The 21,963-nt window shown below is 63.7% G+C and carries 20 protein-coding genes; 4 read left to right on the plus strand and 16 right to left on the minus strand.

Features of this window, described 5'->3' with window-relative positions; translation table 11 throughout:
* Nucleotides 1–40 precede the first annotated feature (40 nt).
* Together V1280_RS25965 and V1280_RS25970 are read left to right on the plus strand one after the other, a co-directional pair.
* Nucleotides 41–1,444, plus strand: coding sequence for a hypothetical protein (locus V1280_RS25965; protein WP_334530712.1), 1,404 nt, complete (start codon nucleotides 41–43; stop codon nucleotides 1,442–1,444).
* Nucleotides 1,445–1,482: 38 nt separating this feature from the next.
* Entirely contained in the window at nucleotides 1,483–4,161 is a 2,679-nt protein-coding gene (locus V1280_RS25970; RefSeq protein ID WP_334530715.1) for a patatin-like phospholipase family protein, read from the plus strand.
* On the opposite strand, the gene V1280_RS25975 is transcribed toward V1280_RS25970, so the two are convergent.
* The 9 genes from V1280_RS25975 to V1280_RS26015 all read right to left on the minus strand — a co-directional run bounded on the left by V1280_RS25975 (nucleotide 4,158) and on the right by V1280_RS26015 (nucleotide 13,015).
* The gene (locus V1280_RS25975) at nucleotides 4,158–4,721 is read right to left on the minus strand and encodes a hypothetical protein (protein WP_334530718.1); all 564 of its coding nucleotides are present in this window, start codon (nucleotides 4,719–4,721) and stop codon (nucleotides 4,158–4,160) included. The two genes, V1280_RS25970 and V1280_RS25975, sit on opposite strands and share 4 nt — an antisense overlap.
* 92 nt (nucleotides 4,722–4,813) lie before the next feature.
* Nucleotides 4,814–5,677, minus strand: a complete 864-nt coding sequence (locus V1280_RS25980; RefSeq protein ID WP_334530721.1) for a hypothetical protein — start codon at nucleotides 5,675–5,677, stop codon at nucleotides 4,814–4,816.
* A 97-nt stretch (nucleotides 5,678–5,774) separates the two neighbouring features.
* On the minus strand, nucleotides 5,775–7,664 hold the full coding sequence (locus V1280_RS25985) for a hypothetical protein (protein ID WP_334530723.1): 1,890 nt from the start codon (nucleotides 7,662–7,664) through the stop codon (nucleotides 5,775–5,777).
* Between the two features lie 2 nt (nucleotides 7,665–7,666).
* The gene (locus V1280_RS25990) at nucleotides 7,667–8,134 is read right to left on the minus strand and encodes a hypothetical protein (RefSeq protein WP_334530725.1); all 468 of its coding nucleotides are present in this window, start codon (nucleotides 8,132–8,134) and stop codon (nucleotides 7,667–7,669) included.
* 10 nt (nucleotides 8,135–8,144) lie between these two features.
* The gene (locus V1280_RS25995; RefSeq protein ID WP_334530728.1) at nucleotides 8,145–9,887 is read right to left on the minus strand and encodes a hypothetical protein; all 1,743 of its coding nucleotides are present in this window, start codon (nucleotides 9,885–9,887) and stop codon (nucleotides 8,145–8,147) included.
* A 130-nt stretch (nucleotides 9,888–10,017) separates the two neighbouring features.
* Nucleotides 10,018–10,707, minus strand: a complete 690-nt coding sequence (locus tag V1280_RS26000; protein WP_334530731.1) for a hypothetical protein — start codon at nucleotides 10,705–10,707, stop codon at nucleotides 10,018–10,020.
* Between the two features lie 115 nt (nucleotides 10,708–10,822).
* The gene (locus V1280_RS26005; RefSeq protein ID WP_334530733.1) at nucleotides 10,823–11,545 is read right to left on the minus strand and encodes a hypothetical protein; all 723 of its coding nucleotides are present in this window, start codon (nucleotides 11,543–11,545) and stop codon (nucleotides 10,823–10,825) included.
* Nucleotides 11,546–11,677: 132 nt separating this feature from the next.
* Complete coding sequence (locus tag V1280_RS26010) at nucleotides 11,678–11,926, minus strand: hypothetical protein (protein ID WP_200471728.1); 249 nt, start codon at nucleotides 11,924–11,926, stop codon at nucleotides 11,678–11,680.
* A gap of 123 nt (nucleotides 11,927–12,049) precedes the next feature.
* Nucleotides 12,050–13,015, minus strand: coding sequence for an NAD(P)H-dependent flavin oxidoreductase (locus tag V1280_RS26015; RefSeq protein WP_334530740.1), 966 nt, complete (start codon nucleotides 13,013–13,015; stop codon nucleotides 12,050–12,052).
* Between the two features lie 108 nt (nucleotides 13,016–13,123).
* Here V1280_RS26015 and V1280_RS26020 point away from each other — a divergent pair, with 108 nt between their 5' ends.
* Complete coding sequence (locus V1280_RS26020; RefSeq protein WP_334530743.1) at nucleotides 13,124–14,686, plus strand: AMP-binding protein; 1,563 nt, start codon at nucleotides 13,124–13,126, stop codon at nucleotides 14,684–14,686.
* 411 nt (nucleotides 14,687–15,097) lie between these two features.
* On the opposite strand, the gene V1280_RS26025 is transcribed toward V1280_RS26020, so the two are convergent.
* From V1280_RS26025 to V1280_RS26055, 7 genes are all read right to left on the minus strand, one after another.
* Complete coding sequence (locus tag V1280_RS26025; RefSeq protein ID WP_334530746.1) at nucleotides 15,098–15,871, minus strand: thioesterase family protein; 774 nt, start codon at nucleotides 15,869–15,871, stop codon at nucleotides 15,098–15,100.
* Nucleotides 15,872–15,882: 11 nt separating this feature from the next.
* Nucleotides 15,883–16,851, minus strand: a complete 969-nt coding sequence (locus V1280_RS26030) for an NAD(P)H-dependent flavin oxidoreductase (RefSeq protein WP_148773521.1) — start codon at nucleotides 16,849–16,851, stop codon at nucleotides 15,883–15,885.
* Between the two features lie 260 nt (nucleotides 16,852–17,111).
* Nucleotides 17,112–18,512 carry an aspartate ammonia-lyase gene (locus V1280_RS26035; RefSeq protein ID WP_334530750.1) on the minus strand — a complete coding sequence of 467 codons (1,401 nt, stop codon included), beginning with the start codon at nucleotides 18,510–18,512 and terminating at the stop codon, nucleotides 17,112–17,114.
* A gap of 28 nt (nucleotides 18,513–18,540) precedes the next feature.
* Nucleotides 18,541–19,059 carry a hypothetical protein gene (locus V1280_RS26040; protein WP_334530753.1) on the minus strand — a complete coding sequence of 173 codons (519 nt, stop codon included), beginning with the start codon at nucleotides 19,057–19,059 and terminating at the stop codon, nucleotides 18,541–18,543.
* Between the two features lie 48 nt (nucleotides 19,060–19,107).
* Nucleotides 19,108–19,689, minus strand: coding sequence for a YqaA family protein (locus V1280_RS26045; protein WP_334530756.1), 582 nt, complete (start codon nucleotides 19,687–19,689; stop codon nucleotides 19,108–19,110).
* Nucleotides 19,690–19,745: 56 nt separating this feature from the next.
* On the minus strand, nucleotides 19,746–20,150 hold the full coding sequence (gene hisE, locus V1280_RS26050) for a phosphoribosyl-ATP diphosphatase (RefSeq protein WP_148773518.1): 405 nt from the start codon (nucleotides 20,148–20,150) through the stop codon (nucleotides 19,746–19,748).
* 104 nt (nucleotides 20,151–20,254) lie between these two features.
* Complete coding sequence (locus V1280_RS26055; protein ID WP_334530761.1) at nucleotides 20,255–20,632, minus strand: hypothetical protein; 378 nt, start codon at nucleotides 20,630–20,632, stop codon at nucleotides 20,255–20,257.
* 227 nt (nucleotides 20,633–20,859) lie between these two features.
* Between V1280_RS26055 and V1280_RS26060 the strand changes: the two genes are divergently transcribed.
* Nucleotides 20,860–21,900 carry an ABC transporter substrate-binding protein gene (locus tag V1280_RS26060; protein WP_334530763.1) on the plus strand — a complete coding sequence of 347 codons (1,041 nt, stop codon included), beginning with the start codon at nucleotides 20,860–20,862 and terminating at the stop codon, nucleotides 21,898–21,900.
* Nucleotides 21,901–21,963: the final 63 nt, after the last annotated feature.

The raw sequence follows: 21,963 nt of genomic DNA on the forward strand, positions 1-21,963 counted from the left end.
GGACCAGCTGTGCTCACTTTGAAATATTTGGAGCGCGCGAATGAGCATCGATTGGAGGCCGGCCAGGAGCCTTGAAGTCCTGCTCAAGCAGGTCAACGACATGGCGCCCGGGCGCGACAAATCGAGCGACGGGATACTCGGCGATCAATCCCACCAGACGCGCAAATCCGACCACAACCCCGACGCCAACGGCGTGGTGACCGCGATGGATATCAGCCATGATCCGGCTCATGGCGTCGACGCGGGCGACCTCGCAGAAACGCTCCGCCAGTCGCAGGACAAGCGCATCAAGTACATCATCTCCAACCGCCGGATCGCCTCGAGCGTCGTCTCGCCCTGGCAATGGCGACCCTACAATGGCGCCAACGCTCACGAGCATCATGTTCATGTTTCCGTCATGGATACGCCGAGCCTGTATGACGATACGTCGGCCTGGCAGATCGATCCCAACCTCATGCGGCGAGCCAAGATCTTTCCCGAGGCTGCGGCCGGTAGCACGAGCCGTTGCATCAACATCACGGCGACGGTCTTCGGCGGCAGCGCTGACCGGGACGAGAAGAGCGCCTATGACGGCCACCGAATCGACGACGTGGAGCTTGGCGTCGCCCTGCCATCTCGCTTCTCCGGACCGCGTCCCCAGGTCCGGGTCACCAACAGGGCGAACGGCAAATCCGTGGTCTGCAACATCGTCGATGTCGGACCCTGGAACATCCGCGATCCCTATTGGGAGAAGGGCGCAAGGCCGCAGGCCGAGTCCGGAACGGACCTGACGGGACGACGGACCAACGGTGCCGGTATCGATCTCACGCCGGGCGCCGCGCGCGCGATCGGCGTTCCGGGCAAAGGCGTCGTCGATTGGGAATTCGTGGGTGCCGTGCAAGGCCCGCAAGCGACCCCAGAGGCCGCGCTGCCAATTCTCGTATTGCTGCAGAAAATCGTGAAGGACGGAGCCATCAAGATGCCGCTTCCAGCCGACGACGTCAGCGCCATTCTTCAGCAGCTGTTCAAATTCCTCCAGGGACAGAATGCAGCGCCCGGCCCGGCGTCCCCGACGCCCGCCCCGGTCCCTGCTGCCGATCCGAGCGCACAGATCATCGACCTGATCGCAAAGATCATCGTGCCGGCGCTCAGCAAGCAGATTCCGCAGCTCGGCCAGGTGAACGGCGCACTAGGGCAGACCATCGGTGAGCTCCTCAATGGCAAGAAGACTGCGCTCGGAATCTTCGGTTCGCTGGCTTCATGGCTTGCGCCGATCATCGGCTCCTCGGGCCTGTTCGGTGGCGCAGGCATGGCAGCCGGTCTGGGAGGAGCCGGTGCTGGCGGACTGGCGCTCGTTCCGCAGATCGGTGTGCCGATATTCATAGCCATGACGCTCTGGGGCATCCTCGGCAAGATCGAGAAATGGAACCAGGGCAACGTCCCTTTGTCGCTGCCGCCGAAATAGCCCGCGGAAAGTCGAACCGGCATCAAGGGGATGGGGGCATGACCGACTACTTTGAAAAGGATCAGGCCGAACAGCTCCTCACGGAGGAAAAGACCTTCATCGCGAGCAACCGTGCGCGGGATGGGCGAACCGATTGGTATGGGCTCGCACTCTCCGGCGGCGGCATCAGGTCGGCGATCTTTTGTCTCGGCGCGCTTCAGGCGCTCGCCGCCAAGAACGTCATGCCGAGCTTCGACTACATGTCGAGCGTATCCGGCGGCGGCTATGTCGCGGCCGCGCTGCAATGGCTCTGGCGAACCGATACCACCACCGGGTCGTCGCAAGCGGGCTTTCCCTTCGGCGCCACCCGCGATTATCGCAGCGGCAACGAGACCAAGGACAAGCGGCTCGCCTATCTCCGCTCACACGGACAATACCTCATCCCGGACGAACATCTGTCGATCTGGTCACTGAGCGCCGTGGTCACTCGCACCCTGTTTCTGAACCTCTCCGTCTGGCTGCCGATCGGCGCGCTTGCCTATGTCTTCATGATGCTGCTGTTCCGGCTGCTCGAAAAGATTCCATACATCGACAAGCTTCCCAATCTGCTGGCAGTCGTGATGGCCTCGCGGTGGCGGAACGACTGCGAAGGCGACGCGCTGGCGATTTGCAAGGGCGCGGCCGAGACGGCTTCGGCGGCGGCTTCGGCAGCGCATATTCCAGGTGGAGCCCAGATCTGCACGGCGGCGACCAGCCTCGCTGCCAAAGCCATGCAACCGGAATGCTTCTGGAAACTCGATCTTTTTTTCGAGATATGCCTGGTGGCCGCGCTGCTGTGGATCGCCCGCTTCGCGCTCTGGGCGATCGGGTTCTCGGTGGATACGCGGATATCTCCGAAGCAGGACGTGGCTCCGAATCCCCGGCTGCGCCTGCTTTGCGGCGCCATTTCGCTGCTGTGCGGCCTGATCTTCCTGAGGCTGACCGTCTGGTTCTGGATCACGGGTGAACCAGTTCTGGATCCCATCTCTTTTGCCGTCGCGATACTGTTCCTCGTCTTTGCTTACCTGGCGGGCGTTCTCTATCGGCTTCAGAAGTCAAACCGGACTGTCTCTGCGAACTACAACTGGCGGCGCAGGTTCGAGATCACGGCCGGATGGTCGCTGCCGTGGATCACGATCCTGATCGCGCTCGGCACTGTTCCGGTCATTCCCTATCTGCTGATCAACAAGGCAGGCTTCGCTGCAAAGGCCGCAGCGACGGTCGCTTCGCTCGCGAGCGGTCTGTATGCAGGTGTATTCGGTCACCAGGCGCAGTCAGCACAGAGCGCGCCGACCGATCTCAGCAGATGGATCCTGATGGTCGCCTCGGCGGTCTTCATCTACTCCATAGCGGTCGTGGCCTACAGCATCGCGCAATTCTGGTTCGCTCCGGAATTCCTGCTCGGTTCAGGCGACAACCAGCTTGCATCCAATCTGATCCGCTCAGGCATCACGGCATGGGTTTTCGTCGCGCTGGTGATGGCATCATTCACGAACATCAACTATGTCGGGCTGCATCGCTTCTATCGCGACCGCCTGATGGAAGCTTTCATGCCCTCGGACGAGGCGGTCCGGCGCAACGTCATCGACTTTTCCCCCACCGCCGACCGGCTTTCGATGGCCGATTTGTGGCCGCCACCACGCGCCGCGGGCGCGCCGCTGCGCGACATTCCCTACCCCATCGTCAACACCAACGTCATCATGATGAATGACCCCGACCGTCTGCTGTCGTGGCGGGGCGGCGACAATTTCATCGTGAGCCCACTGTTCGTCGGCTCGTCCGCGACGGGATGGGAGCGAACAAGCAGCTACATCGCCAAGAACGGTCCGGTGTCGGTGCCCTCCGCGATGGCGGCCTCGGGCGCGGCCATCAATGCCAACGCCGCCTATGTCGGCGCCGGCGTCACACGTGACCGGCTGGTCTCGATCGTCCTGGTGCTGCTCAATCTTCGGCTCGGCATGTGGGCAACGCGTCCTGACGATCATGGCGCCAGCCGTCTGAAACGCGAGCCCAACCATTGGTCGCCCGGCTTTCGCTACGGCCTGACCCGCTCAGGCTACCGATCCGACAGCAGTTTCGTCGAGCTCACCGATGGAGGTCACTTCGACAATTCCGGCATCTACGAGCTGGCGCGGAGGAAATGTGCGGTCATCATCGCGATTGACGGTGAGGAAGACCCCAACATGGCGCTGCCGGCGCTCTATTCCGTCGCGCAACGCATTCGCGAGGATTTCAAGGCCAAGATCGACCTCGACGGGGTTTTGGACGATCTCATTCCGGAGAAGGGCAAGGGTTATCCGGAGGGGGTGAGTTTCGTCACCCGCCCGTATTTCGTCGCCGAGATCACCTATGATGACGGCAGCCGCGGCGTTCTGGTCTATGTGAAGCTTTCGCTGGTTCAGGGACTAGGGTTCGACGCCCTGGGATATCGCGCACAGCACGCGGATTTCCCGCACCAGCCGACCACCGATCAGTTCTTCGTGCCCGAGCAGGTCGAGGCCTACCGCATCGTCGGCTTCGCGAACATGGACAAGGCGATCGGCGAACTCAATCTCGGGTCCAACCCCATCGATACAAATGCAGTTCTCACCGCGTATCGAAACAGGCCGCGACCACAGCCGCCAGGCGGTCAAGTCCCTTCACGACTCTGGGCCAGACTCAACCGTAGAATGACCCGTGTTCGTGGCAGCCGGCCTTAGACCGGGAGATACAATACGAAGAGCAGGAACATCGGCACGCACATCGTTGCGCCGACGACCATCTCCATGCGCCGCGCCACCTCGCGGGAATCCCCTTCTCGATCTCTCCGCCGCACGGCTTCGATCGCCCAGACGGCCGCGAACGACGCCGTGACGTAGATAGCCGTCAGCAAAGCGTATGCGGCCAGGTTCAGGCCGAATGTCTCGTAGAGCGGATCGTCGATCCAGCGCGACAGTGTCGCCATCTGTGCCACGGCATAGAGAACCAGAGACGCGATCCAGACGGAGGAAAGTCGGCCGTACCGGGCCATAGGCAGATTGCGATGGTACGGGGATGATGGCAGAGCAAGTGCAAGAGCGACGTATGCGCCGAGTGGGACGACGGCAAACCAGAGCAGCCAGGGAGTCAGCAAGGGCTCTTCCACGCCCCATGTCAGCTTGCGATCGACGACGAACAGAACACATCCCGCCGCGAGAGATGCGACAAAGCCCGCGATGGAGCCGCCACCGAGCACCGGGCTGCGGCGTTCCTGCACCGAAGGGATCAGGGCGTCACTCATGTTTCAAACCTGCTCCTTCCAAGCCTGCTGCCTTTCCAAGCCTGAAGTCTCGATGATCATGGCGACGGCAGGATAATGTCACGTTAATCATGTCATCGTCCAGGCGGCCATGTTCGAGCTAGCTCGTCTTTGCGGCGGTTTGACGATTCCGAGACCCGCGCTTCCAGGTCATTGATCCGGAACGAATAATCGGTCGACCGCAGTGGCACCGAGAAGCGGACGCAGGCCAAGCCGCCCTGGGTCGCATATTTCCTGACGAGCACACGATGTTCCGCAGTGCCGTCGAATGGCGATGCTGGCACCCAGAATAGCCGGAACACGGTATAGGCACCGCCGGCCACGACGGTCTTGTCGAAGGAAAACTGAGCCCGGTTGCTGTTCGTGTTGGTCGGGAAGTCGTCGTACTCATCATTGTCGGTCCGCACACATTTCCGTTTGCGTGCGGAACGGTACTCGAAGTGAAACGCCCTGACCGCGTCAAATTCGGTGACGCCACCTTCCGTGGTCTGACGCAAGGCTGCAGTCGCGCGTGGAGGAAAATCATGGTAGTCGCGAAACGACTGGGTCGAAATCGATGTCTCTGAATTAGGGAGCCCGGCCGCCGCGCAACCGGGATCGCTCACGATATCGCGGCGCACAAGTTTGACCCTGTTGCGCAATTGCTCGGTATCGGTTGAAGCGACGGGCCGGTTGGTCTTGACGACGAACACGCCCGCACGATCGGAAGCGCCATTGGCCCCGATCACATAGGCGAACTCAACCTCCTGCGGCGACCTCGCAACCAATTCGGACAGAGTGTCGAATGTCTGCCAGCCCGACTTGCCGGATGCGAAAAGCTGGCCGTCCTGCAACGGGCCCAAGCTATCCGGCAAAAACCGGCAACTGTCACTGGCAAAAGAGATGTCGGCCGAGGCGACGGATGCAAACATCAAAAGCGGGAAAATGCGTGCAAGCATGGCAATCCCTACAACATGACAAGTTCTTAAAAATACCGTCGAACATTACAACAACCAAAAGTAGATAAAAAGGAAGGAGACAAGGGAGGCGCCGCAGCTAAGCGGTCAACCCATAAACGTCGAGGCGCCCGTCATAGGTCGGGCGATAGATGCGGCCCTTCCAGACGATCGGACGGTTGAACTTCGGATGCGTGAAGGCGTGCTCAGGGCCCCAGTTCTCGCTGTCCCAGATCACCTGAAGCCGCTTCGAGCCATCCGGATTGGTCGCGAAATTCTGGGCGTCATAGACCAGGAAACGGCCGGGGCTGAGCATCATGTTGCTGTCCTTGTAGGGGACCATTGCGACGATGATGGCGTCAGTGCCGTTGTTGGCGGCGAGCGTGATGCTCCAGCCGGGCATGCCGCCTGATGGACGCGGCGATTGCGGCGAGGCGATCTCGTTGGATCCGGCGAGATAGGTCGAGGTCCCGTCGGCCGCGATCGACCACGCCCGCAGCGCGCTGTTCTCGCCGCCGACGATGTGCATCACGCCATGTGTTGTGGACGAGAACAGCAGCGGTGTGCCATGCAGATGCCGCGTCGCGCCGCCCGGATACAGATTCAGCTCCGTCGGCGAGGCCGGCGCCGGCGGCACGCCAGGATCGAAGAACGTGTAGAGGATCGGCGGCATCTTGAGCCTGGCATAGTTGGCGGCGAAGTGACCGGCCTGAAGATCGCCCGGTTGCGTGTCGCCGAGCGCCGCGGCATTGCCAGTGTAGAGAATGCCGTCCTTGCCCGCCGCGAGCACGGCGTGGGCCGATGCGACATAGACCGGTCCGCCCGAACCAAAATCCTGGTCGCTCCACGCCGATTCCTTCATCACCGCCAAATGATGCGCCACGACCGGCGCGATCTCTGCATCCATCGGGTCAGGCCCGGACGTCACCGCGACATGCGCCATCTCGCGCGCATGAAGCGGCTTGAGCGCCATTCCCATCCGCTTGGCATGGCCGATCACCGCGGTCAGCGAGACGTTCGACGGCAGCGCGTGCGCATCGTCATCGTCGTCGTCGAGCAGCGCCGCGGCCGCGGCGCCGACCCGGTTGGCGTCCGTCCACGGCGTCCACCACGACAACACCTCGAAATGAGCGAGAGGTCCGGTGTGCAAGGCCAGCCGCACCACGCTTTCGCCGAAATCACCTTGCTGCGGCGAGAACGATCCGTTGCCGGTGATGACATAGATCGACCCATCGGGAGCAATAGCGGGGCCGGCCCCGCTCTGCCACAGCCCGCCACCGGAGTGGGTCACGGTGGAGCACCATGCGGCCGCAAGATGCCAGGCATGGATGTCGACCGCGATCAGCCAACCCCGCGCTGCCGCCGAGGTCTCCCTGACCGTGCCGAAGGGAATCAGCACGTGGTTCCGCGTCAGCGTCAGCGCGCTGCGTTGCTTGCGCTGGATCGAGACGAATTTCTGCACGGGCAGGCCACCCGGCGGGGTGTAGACTGCGCCCTCCAGATTGAGCAGGTCGTGCACCTTGGAGCCGTCGCTGATCCGCAAGCCTGCAAGAAAATGCTGGGCCCTGGCCACGCTGCCATCGTCGCTGATCCAGGCGCAGGTGTAGAGAATGCCGGTGCCCTCGTCGATCACGGGGGTCGAGAGGATCCCCCAATCGACATTGGTCATGTGACCGTCGATGGCCGGCGTTCCGACGATGGGACGACCAAGATTCGTCGCCCAGATTTTTTCGCCGCTCACTGCATCGAAGGCGTAGACCCAATTGCCCATGGTGGCCTGAAAGATCAGGTCGCGGGTCTTGCCATCAGGTGTGTGCACGCCGCCGACTGCCAGCGGCTGCGCCTCGAGCCGGGGATCGTCGGGGATAGCGATGCTGAAGAGTTTTGCGATGCCTTTGGTGCGGACGGCGGTCGCCGTCAGCACCGTCTCGGCATTATTTGCGCCGGTTCGGGCAAGGTCATAACTGCGGGTGGTGACTGAGCCGGCCATGGTCAGGCTCCCCAGGCAAGCAGGCTTCCGGCCGCGATCAGGCAGACAGCAGCCAATGGTCGCGCATCGCGCAAGCCTGCGCGCCACCAGCTCAGCATGACCATTCCGCTGGCGAAGCCAAGCCCGGCCATGATCGCGCTCGACAGCGCCGCAAGAGCCGGCGCATCGGATACGTGCGACACGACATTGTCGATCGCCAGCAGCGGCGGCAAGACGTAGAGCCAGCCCGGCGCCTTCAACAGACGTTGCACAATGGGCAGGCCGACGAGAAGCGCCGCACCACACACCATCAGCAGCATCGCGGCAAGCCCACCCGCGAGCGGCAGACTGACGCCAAATGCCGAGCCGAGCCCGTCGCACAGGCCGAACATCAGCGCGAGCGGCAGCGCATGCCGCCCCGGCAGAATGAAGGACAGTGCGAAGGCGGCAATCAGGCTGTCCGCGGACGTCCACAACAGGTGCAATGACATTGGGATCCTCTCAAACAATCTGTGGGGCAAGGTAGGTGACGTCGATGGAAAACGCCGCACCGTGCTCCGGCAAAAGCCGGCCCGCGACGCGAATATGATGCTCGCCGGTCGCACCGACCGTTGCTTCCGCGCTGACATGGTCACCGTTGCACACGGCCTCGACCACGCTGTGCCCTTGCGTATCGGTGACGATGACCTTGAGCGAGCCATCTGTCGGCACGCCGTGGCGATCGAGGCTGACCCGGAGGGCGATCTTGCTGCCCTGCTCCACCCAGATCCGTGCCGTCTCGGTCTCGGCATTGCTGGCAGGCCCCGTATCGAGGTCGGCGGCGCCGAAGATCGTCTGCGTGGTATGGCGCGGATGGCGGATGGACGCCACGTTCAAGCCGGCACGCGAGAAGCACAGATAGCTCTGGCCCTTGCTGAAAGCGTTGCTCGGGATCGTGAAGCTTGCGACGCCGTTTCCATCGGTCCGGATATCGTCATGATGGCCGCTATAGTCGTGCAATTGCACGTTGGCGCCGAAAGCAGTTTGGCAGCTGATCGTGCGCGCATTCATGGTGTCGAAATTCAGCGCGGTCAGCAGACCGGGTGCGCCGGTCCTGTTGAGCACGATCACCTTGTCGTCCAGAAAGCGGCCGCTGGTCGGCCCGTTGGCGAGGTGCTCGTGGATCCAGACGAGATTGTCGATCCACGGCTTCAGCCCGTAGGCGCCGGGCCAGACGCTCGGCGGGAAGTAGTCCTTGCCGTAGACGAAGGGGTAGCCTTCGATCGACAGCAGGAAGGCGTAGGCGAGCAGCTTGTTGCTGATGACCTGTTGGCCCGGCGAGGTGTCAGTATCGGGATTGTCGACGAAGGTGCAGGTGAGATCGGGACGCCAGCTGGTATAGCCGGCGCCATCCAGCACGCGCGCATTGCCGCCGTCGCAGGCGGATTGCAGGGCCCAATGCATCGGGAAGTCGGCGACGAGAGACCGGCCATTGAGCGGCGGCTGCGTCGCCCAGCCATTGAGGATGGCGCGATTGCCGTCGAAATACTCCGAATAGAAAAACTTCGACGTCATCACGCCGTGGGTCATGAACTCGTGCACGAACGGCGCCCAGGTGCCCTTGACGTCGTCGAAGCGCGCGCCGTCCGCGCCTGTGGTGCGGAACACCCATTCGCCGAAATCGAGCGCATCCTCGATCGTGACGCGCGGCGGGCGGCAGCGCTGGTAGGACAGCTCGCGACCGAACGGAAAATCGTCGGGCGGGCTCGGCACGTCATCGTCGGGCAGATCGTCCGGCGGCACGCCGCGAAACCAGCCGGGCGACGTGGTGTGCCTGCCGTTCAGCGACTGCCCGTCCGCGCCGAGATAGCGGAACACGCCAGGGCCGCCATTCTCGCCGCTGCGCTGATGCAGAACGAGATCGAGATAGACGTCGATATCGCAGGCATGCGCGACGGCGACCAGACGCGTCAGCGATGCCCTGGTGCCGTAGCGCGTGGCGACCGAGCCTTGCTGGCTCTTGCTGCCGATGTCGCGGGGATCGAACACGCCATAGCCGTCACAGCCCGGGCCGGCGCCGCGCTGCGCCTTCGAGGTCGGCGGCAGCTGGATCGCGGTGAAGCCGACATTGCGCAGCGCCCGGACATGTGTGGTGAGGAAATCGAGCAGCCAGGGTGCGCCGCGCCCATCAACCGGCGCCGGCACGGTCACGCGTTCGCCGTGCGGACCGAAGAAGCGTCCCCAAGCTAGCAGCGCTACTCCCATGACGCGGCCTCTGGCTGGCAGCGTCAATCATGCCTTGGACCGAGATCATCCGGAAGTTGAAATTTGCGGCACGCGCTGCCGCAGAACGAACTGCTGCTCACGTTCGCGTGCGCGGCGAACGCCTCAGATGCTAGTCGTCACCGAACAACGAGAAGCCACCGCGCGGACGGCGCACGACAACATCACGGGTATCGGAATCCGCGCGGACATTGCGCGCGACATCATCCCAGTCGGTCTGATCACGCCCGCCGCGTGCATCGCGCGTGTCATAGCGGCGTCGCTCGGCCCAGCGCTCGTGACGCTCCGCACGTCGCCGCTCGGACGCGGCACGCTTCACGTCAGAATCCCTGGCCTTGGCATAGGCGTTGTCAGGTGAGGATGCCGGTTCGGTCGAAGCCTGTTGCTCGACGGGCTTTGCTGCTTGCGGAGACGGCGCAGGCGCTGGCTTGGGCGGCTCGACCGCGGCCGTTGTCTGCGGAGGCGGCGGTGCCGCGGGCTCAGCGCTCGCCTGAGTGGTCTGCGCATCAGGTTTGGTTTCAGGCTTGATTTCAGCATTGGCTTCGCTCTGTGCCTGCGCTGGCGCGGCGATCACCGCGCCGAAGGTTTGCGAGCCGGTGATATATTGCACGCGCTCCGATGGCGCGTTTGTCGTGGCCGGCGCAGCGGCTTCGGCGCGTTGCGCCATCTTGCCGGTGTCGGGCCCCTGCTTGGGCGCGATCGGGTGCATGATATTGCCGGCGACGATACCGCCGCCGAGACCAATGACGATGGCGGCGACGATCGATCCGGCACCGACGAAATAGGCTGTCGAGGCGCGCATTGGTCCACTCCCTGTTCGGAGCAGGCAACGCCTGTCGATTGCCGGATGTTCCTGATGAGAGCGCGGTTCCTCTCAGGAACCCAAACCTCAGATCTCAAGCATCAGATCTCAAGCCTCAGATCTGCTGCGCAACCTTCTCGAGCCCGATGATGCGGGCGAGCTTGCGCACTTCTTCCTTCTGGTCGTCACGCAGCTGGAACAGCAGCGGCATTGCGGCCGACTTCAACTGCTGGACCTCGTCGCAATTCGGATCGATCTGCACATTCGGCCCGTTGGGATTGGAGAGCTTGTTGGCCGAGATCTTGCGGACGACGTTGCGCAGCGCGGACTCGACCGAGGGCCAGTAATATTCCTGCGACGACGACAGCTTCAGGCGATCCCTGATGCCGGCGATCTGCACCTCGGAGAGCAGCGAGTAGGTCTTTTGCGGCTGCGGCTTCGCCACGGATTTCGGCTTCGGCGCAGCCTCGATGGCGGCGGTGGTTTCCGAAGCAGCGGGCGCCTCGTTCACGTTCGGCGATGAAGCTGATTTGGACATCGGGAAATCAGCGGGCGTCGCTGCGGCAAAGGCCTGGCGCAGCGGCTCGGTCAGGACGGGGGCCTGCGAAAGCTGGTCGGCGGGAACCTGCACCGGGTTAATGGCGGCCGAGGCCAGCGCCAGCGTCGGAACCAGCCGGTCGGCCTTGGCGGCGCGGTTGGCGGCGAGCGGCTTGGGCGGAGCCTGCGTGATCATCTCTGCGCTGACGTTGGGCACGCTGTCGCGGCCGAGAATGGCAGTGGTGGCGACACCGAGGAGAAGAAAGCAGGTCAGCACGATGAGGGTGATGGCTCTGGACAAACGTCTCTCCGGAAGGACCGCTTCACGATGTTGTTAGCGATGCCGGGAAAAAGGGAACGAAATAAGGCTTGAGTGTGCCTTTGCGGCGACATTCATCATGTCTGCCGCGACAAGCCAAAAAGCCAAATGAAATCAGGCAGCTGCGGCCAGATCGTAGGCGTCCTGGATATCGGCAACGATCTCGGAGGCCTCCCAGACGGCGCGCGGCTCGACCGATTGCAGCGTCACCGTCCAATTGCCGCCCCGGCGGGTGCGGGGAACGCTGACGATGTCGAAGCGGACAGTGCGGCAGAGCGGGTGACGGGCCAGCGCATGCGCGACGCGGACGCGGATCTCGTCCAGCGTTGCGGCTGTCTTGCTGTTGAGAAAATCGAAATCCATCGCCTGTCCCTCTCGTCCTGATTGGCGGCCGTGAGGGGATTGTTGGCGGGCGATGGTTAATCTGCCGTTAAGCGTGGGCTTGCGGAGCCATGCGGGATTAACCGTGCTGGGCGACGCGGAACGCTATCGCCCAGTCGCCTCGCGGTATTCGGCGGCCGTCCGGGCCACGAGATCGGCAACCGCCATCACGTCCGTGACGCCCGACGTCGAATGCCCGCCGCTCCAGATGTCGCGCCAGCGCTTGGGCCGGTTCTCGCGCGCGGTGACGTCGATGTCCTTGCCGATGTCGATGGCGCCGCGGGCCGGGAGGTCATCAGGATCGAGCCCGGCGGCGACGATCGACGGCTTCAGCATGCTGGTCTGCAAGCCCGTGAAGGCGGTGGTGAGCAGAATGTCGTCGGCGCTGCTCTCGACCAGCATCTGCTTGTAGCGGTCATCCGCCATGCTCTCGCGCGTCGCGATGAACTTTGTGCCCATGTAACCGAGATCGCAGCCAAGCACTTCGGCCGCATGCAGTGCGTGACCGTCGCTGACACCGCCGGCGAGCACGATGATGCCGTCATAGAACGCGCGCACTGCACGGACGAACGCGAACGGATTGAGCCAGCCGGTCTGTCCGCCTGCGCCCGCGGTCAACAGCACCAATCCGTCGGCGCCTGCCGCTGCCGCACGCTCGGCGTGGCGAATGGAGGCGACGTCTGCCAGCACCAATGCGCCGGCATCGTGCAGCGACTTCAGCACGGGCGCGGGCGAGCCGACCGAGGTGATGACGATCTCGGGCTTGTGTTTGAGCAGCACGGCGAGATCCTGTTCCAGCCGTACGTTGGAGCGATGCACGATCAAATTCGGACAGAGCGGCGCGGCCTTGCGGCCGGTCTGATCCTCATGCTGACGCAACCGGGTTGCGATTTCGGTGAGCCATTCATCGAGCTGTTCGGTGCTGCGGCAATTCACGGTGGGAAAGCTGCCGATCACGCCGTTGCGGCAAGCTGCGACCATCAGCTCGACGCCCGACACCAGAAACATCGGCGCCGCGATCAAAGGCAGGCTGAGACGATCGCGAAAAAATTGCAGTCGATCGGATGTCACGCAAATCTCCCGGCGCGGGCTTTGTCGTTCCATCCCGCATTCCCTGTGCTAGCCTTGCGCGCAAACATTGGCACGACACAAGCCGATGACAAAGCAACGAGGAAACATATGTCCGATCCGCTCCACGCATCGTCCCCGACTTGTGCGCAGACGCTACGGGCGTTGGCGCGCTATCCCGGCCGCACGGCTTTCGCCTGGCCCGGCGGATCGCTGAGCTATCAGGGCACGCTCGATCTGATCGGACGCATCCAGGGCGTATTCATGCGGCTCGGCCTGCAGCACGGCGCGCGCGTCGCCTTCCTCACCGCGAACCGCGCCGACACCTGGTGCGCCGGTGTCGCGGCGCAATTGTCGCGATGCTGCGTCACCTGGCTGCATCCGCTGGGATCGGAGACGGACCAGCTCTTCCAGCTCGAGGATTCGGAAGCGGAAGTGCTGGTGGTCGATGTGGCCGCCTTCCGCGATCGCGGTGGCGAGCTCGCCGCAAAAGCAACGCGGCTCAAAGCAGTCTTCACCATGGGGCTGGCCGACTACGGCGTCGACCTCCTGCAAGCGATCGAAGGCGCGGGACATGCCAGCGCGCGGTGCCTCGCCAACCTCGACGATCTCTCCACGCTCAACTACACCGGCGGCACGACAGGGAAGTCCAAGGGCGCGCTGCGCTATCATCGCGAGAACGCCGGCGCTGCCGGCGCGATCCTCGCCGATTTCGAGATCCCGGACGCCGCGCGCTATCTCACGGTCGCCCCGATCAGCCATGTCGCCGGCACAAAGGTGCTGCCGACGCTGATGCGCGGCGGCACCGTGCACATGCTGAAAGGTTTCGATCCTGAGACCGTGCTGGCGACGATCGCGCGCGAGCGCATCAATTTCACGCTGTTCGTGCCGACCATGATCTATGTGCTGCTGGATCATCCCGCGCTGAGCACGACCGATCTCTCCTCGCTCGAACTTGTGCTCTACGGGGCGTCGGCGATGTCGCCGAGCCGGCTGGTCGAAGGCATCGAGCGCATCGGCCCGGTGTTCTCGCAGCTCTATGGCCAGACCGAATGCTATCCTGTCTCTGTGTTGCGCAAGAGGGATCACGATCCCAGGACGCCCGAGCTGTTTCTGTCTTGCGGCTTTCCGATCGCGGCCTGCGAGGTCAAAATTCTCGACGACAACGACCAGGAAGTGAAGACCGGCGAGGCCGGCGAAATCTGCGTGCGCGCGCCGCATGTGATGGCGGAATACTGGAAGCGGCCTGACATCACGGCGGAGACGTTGAAGAACGGCTGGGTCCACACCGGCGACATCGCGCGCCAGGACGAGCGCGGCTACATGTTCATCCTCGACCGCAAGAAAGACATGATCGTCACCGGCGGCTTCAACATTTTTCCGCGCGAGGTCGAGGACGTGCTGTCGCAACATGCCGATGTCGCGATGGTCGCCGTCGTCGGCGTCCCCGACGAGAAATGGGGCGAGGCCGTCACGGCCATCGTCGTGCCGCGCGAGGGCGCAAAACCGGACGCCGACGAGCTGATCAATCTGGTGCGGACGCGAAAGGGTTCCGCGCATGCGCCGAAACAGATCCAGTTCGTCAAGCAGTTGCCGATGACCGGCGTCGGCAAGGTCGACAAGAAGGTGCTGCGCGCGGGCTTCTGGAGCGGACGGGACCGGATGGTGGGGTAATCTCCCTGATTGCAGCGGCGGGTTCAGAATACACGTATCGCGCGAAATGCCGGGAATGATCAGCGTTCTTACCCGGGATTTTACGGAGTCGCTGTGGCCCCGGCACCACATTGCGTGACGGAGTGTGCGTCTGTGGCGGCTGCCCGATTGCCGGCGAATCAGGGAATCAACTAGACCGCTGAACGGGGCTGGGAAGCGGAGTAAGACATGCGAGTCGCTTCCCTGGAAAGTGCAGTCGCCGCGGTCACGTTGATCACGGCTATCATCATAGTGCTGTGGGAGATCAAGATCTTCTACGGCGCATGAACAGGCAGGATGCCCTGGTCGAGCACGACCAAGCATCCCTTCCGCGGCGGCGGAAGCCTGCCGTTCAATCGGCCCAAGAGCAGCCGCGACGGTTGCGCGTGACGCTTACCGCTTCTCGATGACCAGGCTCTGTACTGCGCGACCGAAATAGCCTTGCCTGTCAGCGAGCCGCGATATCGCAAGCCCCGCGCCGTCCGGGCCGATCCAGGATTCGCCGTCGAGCAGGATCCAGTCGCCGACCGGCTGGCGCGCCAGGTTCACCGAGAGGTCGGCGTTGATGTAGGTCCAGGCGCGGAAGTCGAGCGTCGAGGCGGTGCCGTTGGAGAAATCGGCGGCGACCACGGCGCGCATCGCCTGCGAGACCGCCTCGCCCTCGACCAGCTGATGGTCGAGGCGAAACCAGATCGCGCCGGCACCGGCCTGCCCGAAGCGGCCGCGTGCGGCGCGCATCGAGACCATGCCCGCGAACGGACTGGTCGCGCCGTGACCGTCCTCGACCAGCGAGTCCTCCGGCGACGGCAGCGTGACCGGCAGCTCCCTGACGTCATCGGGCAGCGGCTGTGACTGTTGCTTGATCTTGAGCACGGTGGCGCCGACGACCTGCACGCCGTCGGCGAGCAGCTTGACCTCGCAGAGCTGGATCTTGCGGCCCTCGCGCGACACCTCGATCTCGATCGTGAGCGGCGCGACTGGCACCGGGCGCATCAGATCGATGGTGACGCGCGCGATGTTCATCGGCACGGGTGTCGGAACCCGCTCCGCCGCCCACGTCACCAGCGCCGATGGCGCCGAGCCATGCTGCATCCGCCGGTCCCACGGCCCCGCCGCATTGGGGCTGGTGACGACGCTGTTACCGTCGACGCGGTAGATGGCGGGCATAGCGAGTGCCATCACAACGGCGGGTCGATCGCTTCCTCGTATTCCTTCTTGAAGCGCGCGATCATCTCTGCAGCGGGCACGATGCCGTCAACGCTGCCGATACCCTGGCCGGAGCCCCAGATCTCCTTCCAGGCCTTCGGCTTGGCCCGTTCACCTGAAGCGTCGGTGCCAAAGTTCATCTTGGAGGGATCGGAGGTCGGCAGGTTTTCCGGATCCATGCCGGCGGCGAGAATCGAGGGCTTCAGATAATTGCCGTGCACGCCGGTAAAGAGGTTGGAATAGACGATGTCGTCGGCCGTCGAGCCCGCGATCATCTCCTTGTACTTCTCGATCGCGTTGGCTTCCTTGGTCGCGATGAACGCCGAGCCGATATAGGCGAAATCGGCGCCGAGAATGCGCGCGGCGCGGATTGCCTTGCCGTTGCCGATGGCGCCCGACAGCGCGATCGGACCGTCAAACCACTTGCGGGTTTCGGCAACAAAGGCGAGCGGCGAGATGGTGCCGGCATGGCCGCCGGCCCCGGCCGCGACCAGGATCAGGCCGTCGGCGCCCTTCTCGATCGCCTTGTGGGCGAATTTCTGGTTGATCACGTCGTGGAAGACGATGCCGCCCCAGCCGTGAACGGCCTGATTTAGCTCCTCGCGCGCGCCGAGCGAGGAGATGATCATCGGCACCTTGTACTTGGCGCAGAGCTGCATGTCGTGGTCGAGCCGGTTGTTCGACTTGTGCACGATCTGGTTGACCGCGAACGGCGCCGACGGCTTGTCGGGATGGGCGCGGTCATAGGCCGCGAGCTCTTCGGTGATCCGCGCCAGCCACTCGTCGAGAAGCTCCGGCGGCCGCGCGTTCAGCGAGGGAAACGAGCCGACCACGCCCGCCTTGCACTGCGCGATCACGAGGTCGGGCACCGAGATGATGAAGAGCGGCGAACCGATCACGGGGATCGACAGGCGTCCCTTGAACAGAGCAGGCATGGACATTGCGGAACGATCCTTTGCTGGCAGACGCATTGAAGGTTGGGAGCCATACCAACAAGGCAATCTTTCCACTGTCAAGTATTGCGTTTTGACGCCGTGGCGGATGCCGTTACCGCAATTCCAACGCGCGGAATTCCTCCCTTGTCATTCCGGGGCGACGCGTAGCGTCGAGCCCGGAATCCATTGGGCGTCAGCGCTTATGGCGAAATGGATTCCGGGTTCGCGCTTCGCGCGCCCCGGAATGACAAGAGGAGAGACCAGCGTCACCCAAGCAAATCCGGATTGATCAACCGCTCGAACGAGAACATCTCGTCCCATTTTTCCTGCGTCAGCAGCTTGCGTTCGGTCACCACGATCTGGTGCAGTGACTTGCCGCTCTTGTAGCCCTCGCGCGCGATCTCGGCGCATTGCTTGTAGCCGAGCAGCGGCTTCAGAACGGTGACGATGCCGAGCGAGTTCAGCACCATGTTGCGGGTGTGCTCCTCGTTGGCGGTGATGCCGACAATGCAGTTCTCGCGCAGGCTGTTGACGGCGCGCTCCATGGTGCGAATCGAGAAGAACAGCGCGAACGAGATCACCGGCTCCATCACGTTGAGCTGGAGCTGACCGGCACTTGCTGCCAGCGTGACGGTCATGTCGAGGCCGATGACGAGGAAGCTGGTCTGGTTGACGACCTCGGGGATTACCGGATTGACCTTGCCCGGCATGATCGAGGAGCCCGGCTGCAATTGCGGCAGGTTGATCTCGTTGAAGCCGGCGCGCGGGCCGGAGGCGAGCAGGCGGATGTCGTTGCAGATTTTGGTCAGCTTGCTCGCAGTACGCTTCAGCACGCCGGAGAGCTGCACATAAGCGCCAGTGTCCGACGTCGCCTCGACCAGATCGCCGGCAAGGATAAAATCGACGCCGGTCAACCCGCTGAGATGCCGGACCGCGAGCTTGGGATAACCAACCGCCGCGGTGACGGAGGTGCCGATCGCGGTGGCGCCGAGATTGATCTCGCGCAGCAGCGCGCGCGCTTCCGAGATGCGGTCGACCTCCTCGCCGATGGTGGTGCCCCAGCCGCGGAATTCGGCGCCGAGCGACATCGGGACTGCGTCCTGCAGATGCGTGCGGCCCATCTTCAGCACGCGCTCGAACTCGCGGCCCTTGGCGAAGAAGGCCTCCTGAAGCTGGCGCAGCGCCGTCATGTAGCTCTCGAGGCGCAGGATCAGCGCCAGCCGAAATGCGGTCGGATAGGTGTCGTTGGTGGACTGGCCGTAATTGACGTGGTCGTTCGGGCTGACGTGCTGATAGTCGCCCTTTTTGAAGCCCATCGATTCCAGCGCGAGATTGGCGATCACCTCGTTGGCATTCATGTTGGTCGAGGTGCCGGCGCCGCCCTGGATGAAGTCGGTGACGAACTGGTCCATCATGTCGCCGGCGATGACGCGGTCGCAGCCGAGGATAATCGCATTCGCCACCTTCGTGTCGATGGCGCCGAGATCGCGGTTGGCCATCGCGGCGGCCTTCTTGACGTAACCCAGCGCCTTCACGAAGTAAGGCTCCTGGCTCATCGGAATTCCGGTGATGTGGAAGTTTTCCTTACCCCGGATGGTCTGGACGCCGTAGTAGATGTCGTCGGCGATCTCACGCTGTCCGAGGAAGTCCTGCTCAGTGCGGCTCATGGGCGCTCCTTATGCTCGCGCGACGTCCTCAGTTCTGGCACAGCGCGCTGGTGACGACGGTATCGGTGCGGCAATCATCCGGTTTGCGTTGCCTGCCCGGAATGAGAACCTTGGCCGAGCACTTCTCGGCGGAATCGGTGTTCAGGCTCTTGCCTTCCTTGTAGCCCTTGCCCTGGCAGAGCTGATCGGCCGCGAGCTTGCAGTCGGGCCCGCCGCTTGACGAGACCGGACAGGCCATGCGTCCCGACACCATGGTGGACGGCCGCGCCAGGCGCGACAGATCGTTCATGGCCTCGCCCGGGCTTTTGATCGGCGGCAGAATCGAGGGCAGCTTGTCGAACAGCTTGCCCATTTCATTGATCAGCCCGGGGTTTTCCGAAGGTGCGAGCGTCGAAGGCGGCGGCGCGGCCTGCGGCCCCTGCTCCTGCAAGCCAAGCGATGGCGCCGATTGCGCCCACCCGGTCCCGCCGGCACCGGGCAGGAGCAGCAGCATCGCCGAGATCACCGTCCCGCGCCGCACTGCCGGATTTCCGGATCGAACCATCATAGGGACAACCGTAGCCGAAGCCGGCGCGGCGGCAAAGCCGCAGCAGCCCTAGATCAACTTGATTGCAACGACGAAGCCGAGCACCAGCACCGCGGCGCCGAGCGCCACCCACAGGCCGAGATGCTCCTCGAGCTTGTGCCGGATCCAGTCGCCATAGCGGTTGAGCAGGATCGCCACGATGAAGAAGCGCCCGCCGCGCGCGACGATCGAGCACAGGATGAAAAGAACGAGATTGTAGCCGGCAAAGCCCGAGGTGATGGTGACGAGCTTGTAGGGGATCGGCGTCAGGCCCTTGAGCAGGATGATCACCGCGCCCCACTCCGCGTAGGAGGCGCGGAAAGCATCGACCTTGTCGCCGAGGCCGTAGACCTGGATCAGCCAATGGCCGACCGAGTCGAACAGCAGCGCGCCGATGGCGTAACCGAGAAGACCGCCCACCACGGAGGTCGCCGTGCAGATCGCGGCGTAGACCCAGGCGCGCTGCGGGCGCGCCAGTGACATCGGGATCAGCATCACGTCCGGGGGAACGGGAAAGAAGGAGCTTTCGGCGAAAGCCACGGCACCCAGGATCCAGAGCGCGTAGGGCTTGTGAGCGGCGTCGATGCACCAGTCGTAGATACGTTTCAGCATGGCGCCGCGATGAAGCACCCTGGGGCGGATTTGTCCATCGCCAGTTTTGTGACGGTTTAGTGCCGTTTGCGCGCCGCGCGACCCTCGAGCGCGACAATTGGCCGCCGGGCAGAGATGCGCGGTGACGCGACTTTGGGCAGCTTCATCGGCGACTTCGGCAGCTTTTCGGCAATGCCCAACATGTCCTCACGCCGCGACATTTCACGCCAGACGTCTTCAGGGCGCACGCCGGCTGAAGCCCAGAGCACGGTGAGATTGTAGAGCAGATCGGCGCTTTCCCGGACCACGGCCTCGCTGTCGCCGTTGACCGCATCGATCACGACCTCGATCGCCTCTTCGGCCAGTTTCTTCGCCATTTTGGAGGGCCCACGCTGAAACAGCCGGGCAGTACGCGACGTTGCCGGATCAAGGTCTCTGGCCGCGAGCACAGCCAGATATAGCCGCTCAAGCGAATCACTCATGGTACTCAAAACTACTCTAAACCAATGGCGAGCGCGTTAACGCCTGACAATAAAAGACAAAAAGGCCGGCGCGACAAGCGCGCCGGCCTTTTGTGGTCAACGACTTACCAACAACCCGCGCCGCCTCGGCTGCAAGTGGCAAAGGGGTCGCGACTGCCACTGCCATTATTGCCCAGATATTCGCGACCGCTCCTGTAATAGCCAGGGCCACCGTAATAGGTCGGGCCGTCATCGTAATAGACCGGGCCGCCGCCGTAATAGGCCGGGGCGTCGTAGGCGTAGGCGTCACGGGTCGCGGCGATCGCAAGGCCGGTTCCGATGGCGCCGGCAATGGCCGCGCCGGCGAAGGCCGCGCCGCCGCCACCATGCCAGTGGCGGCCGCCTGCGAACGATGCGGTGGGGGCGACGGTGGTCAGCGCCAGCACCGCGGCGGTGGCGAGAATGGCCTTGCGGCCGGCAAATTTCGAAAATCGGTCAAACATCGCTTGGACCCTCCTTGGGACCTTCAATGGTGCCTCGAGACAGGCTCATGTCTTTCAAACACCCGCAGCCCATGTTGGGTTCCCCAACCCCAACGGAAGATGAATGGGGCTGCGTGATCGTGACGCAACCACCGCTCATCCGCCGTTCATGTTGATGCGGAGACACTCATCGCCGGCCGGCGCTGCGAGCGTCACGAAACCACAACAATGCGGAACCGGCGCGACCGATGGTTGGATTCAAGACGATCATCTCTCACTGCCTGCTGGTCCTCTCGCTCGTGCTTGCCGCACGCGACGTCCATGCGGGCGAGACCGCGGCGCCGTCTGTGGCGATCCACGTCACCTTCGATCGCCCGGTCGATGCGAGCATGGCGCCGTTCTTCGTGGCAGCAAGGGACGGCAAGTTCGGCGCCGAGCACCTCAACGTCTCCTTCGACAGCGCGGCCGGCTCGCCGGAAGCACTTGCGCGCGTTGCCAAAGGCGACAGCGAGCTTGCGCTCGTCGACATCAACGAGCTCATTCGTTTTCGCGACAAGGCCGATGCACCGCCCATCAAGGCTGTGTTCGTGCTGTTCAACCGCGCGCCTTACGCAATCGTCGCCCGCAAGAGCCGCGGCATCCATCTGCTCTCCGACCTCGACGGCAAGACCGTCGGCGTCGCCGACAGCGATCTGTCGATCCGGCTGTGGCCGGCGCTGGCGCGGCAGAACGGGATCGACGTCGCGCATGTCAAATTCTTCAAGATGAGCGCGGCGGTGCGCGAGCCGGTGCTCTCGGCAGGACAGGTCGACGCCGTCGCCGGCTTTTCCTATCTCTCGGCTGTGAATTTGCGCGACCGCGGCGTGCCGGCCGACGATCTCGCCGTGCTGCGTTATGCCGACTATGGCTGCGAGGCCTACGGTTTTGCGGTCGTCGTCAATCCTGGCTTCGCTGCGACGAGGCCGGACGCGCTGAAGGGTTTTGTCCGCGCGCTGATTGCGGGCATCAACGCAACTGCGAAGGAGCCGGCGCGCGCGGCGGACGAGGCCGCCGGCCGCATCGACGACGGCGACCGCGACCTCGAGCTCGCGCGCCTGCGCACGGTGCTCGCCGACGACATCCTGACCGACGAGGTCCGCCGCAACGGCCTCGGCGGCATCGACCCGGCGCGCCTGGAGCGTTCGATCGATGAGATCGCGGAGGATTTCAGATTCCGCAAGCGTCCGGCGGCGGACGACATCTTCGACGGCGGGTTCCTGCCGCCGGTCGAAAGCCGGCTCATCAATTGAGCAAAACCGGCAGCTTCCGCTGTATCTCGCGGGCAATCCCTGCTTAGAATATCGGCCCATCCC

Origin of the sequence: Bradyrhizobium sp. AZCC 2230, assembly GCF_036924495.1 — a bacterium.
In the GTDB taxonomy this organism is placed as follows: domain Bacteria; phylum Pseudomonadota; class Alphaproteobacteria; order Rhizobiales; family Xanthobacteraceae; genus Bradyrhizobium; species Bradyrhizobium rifense.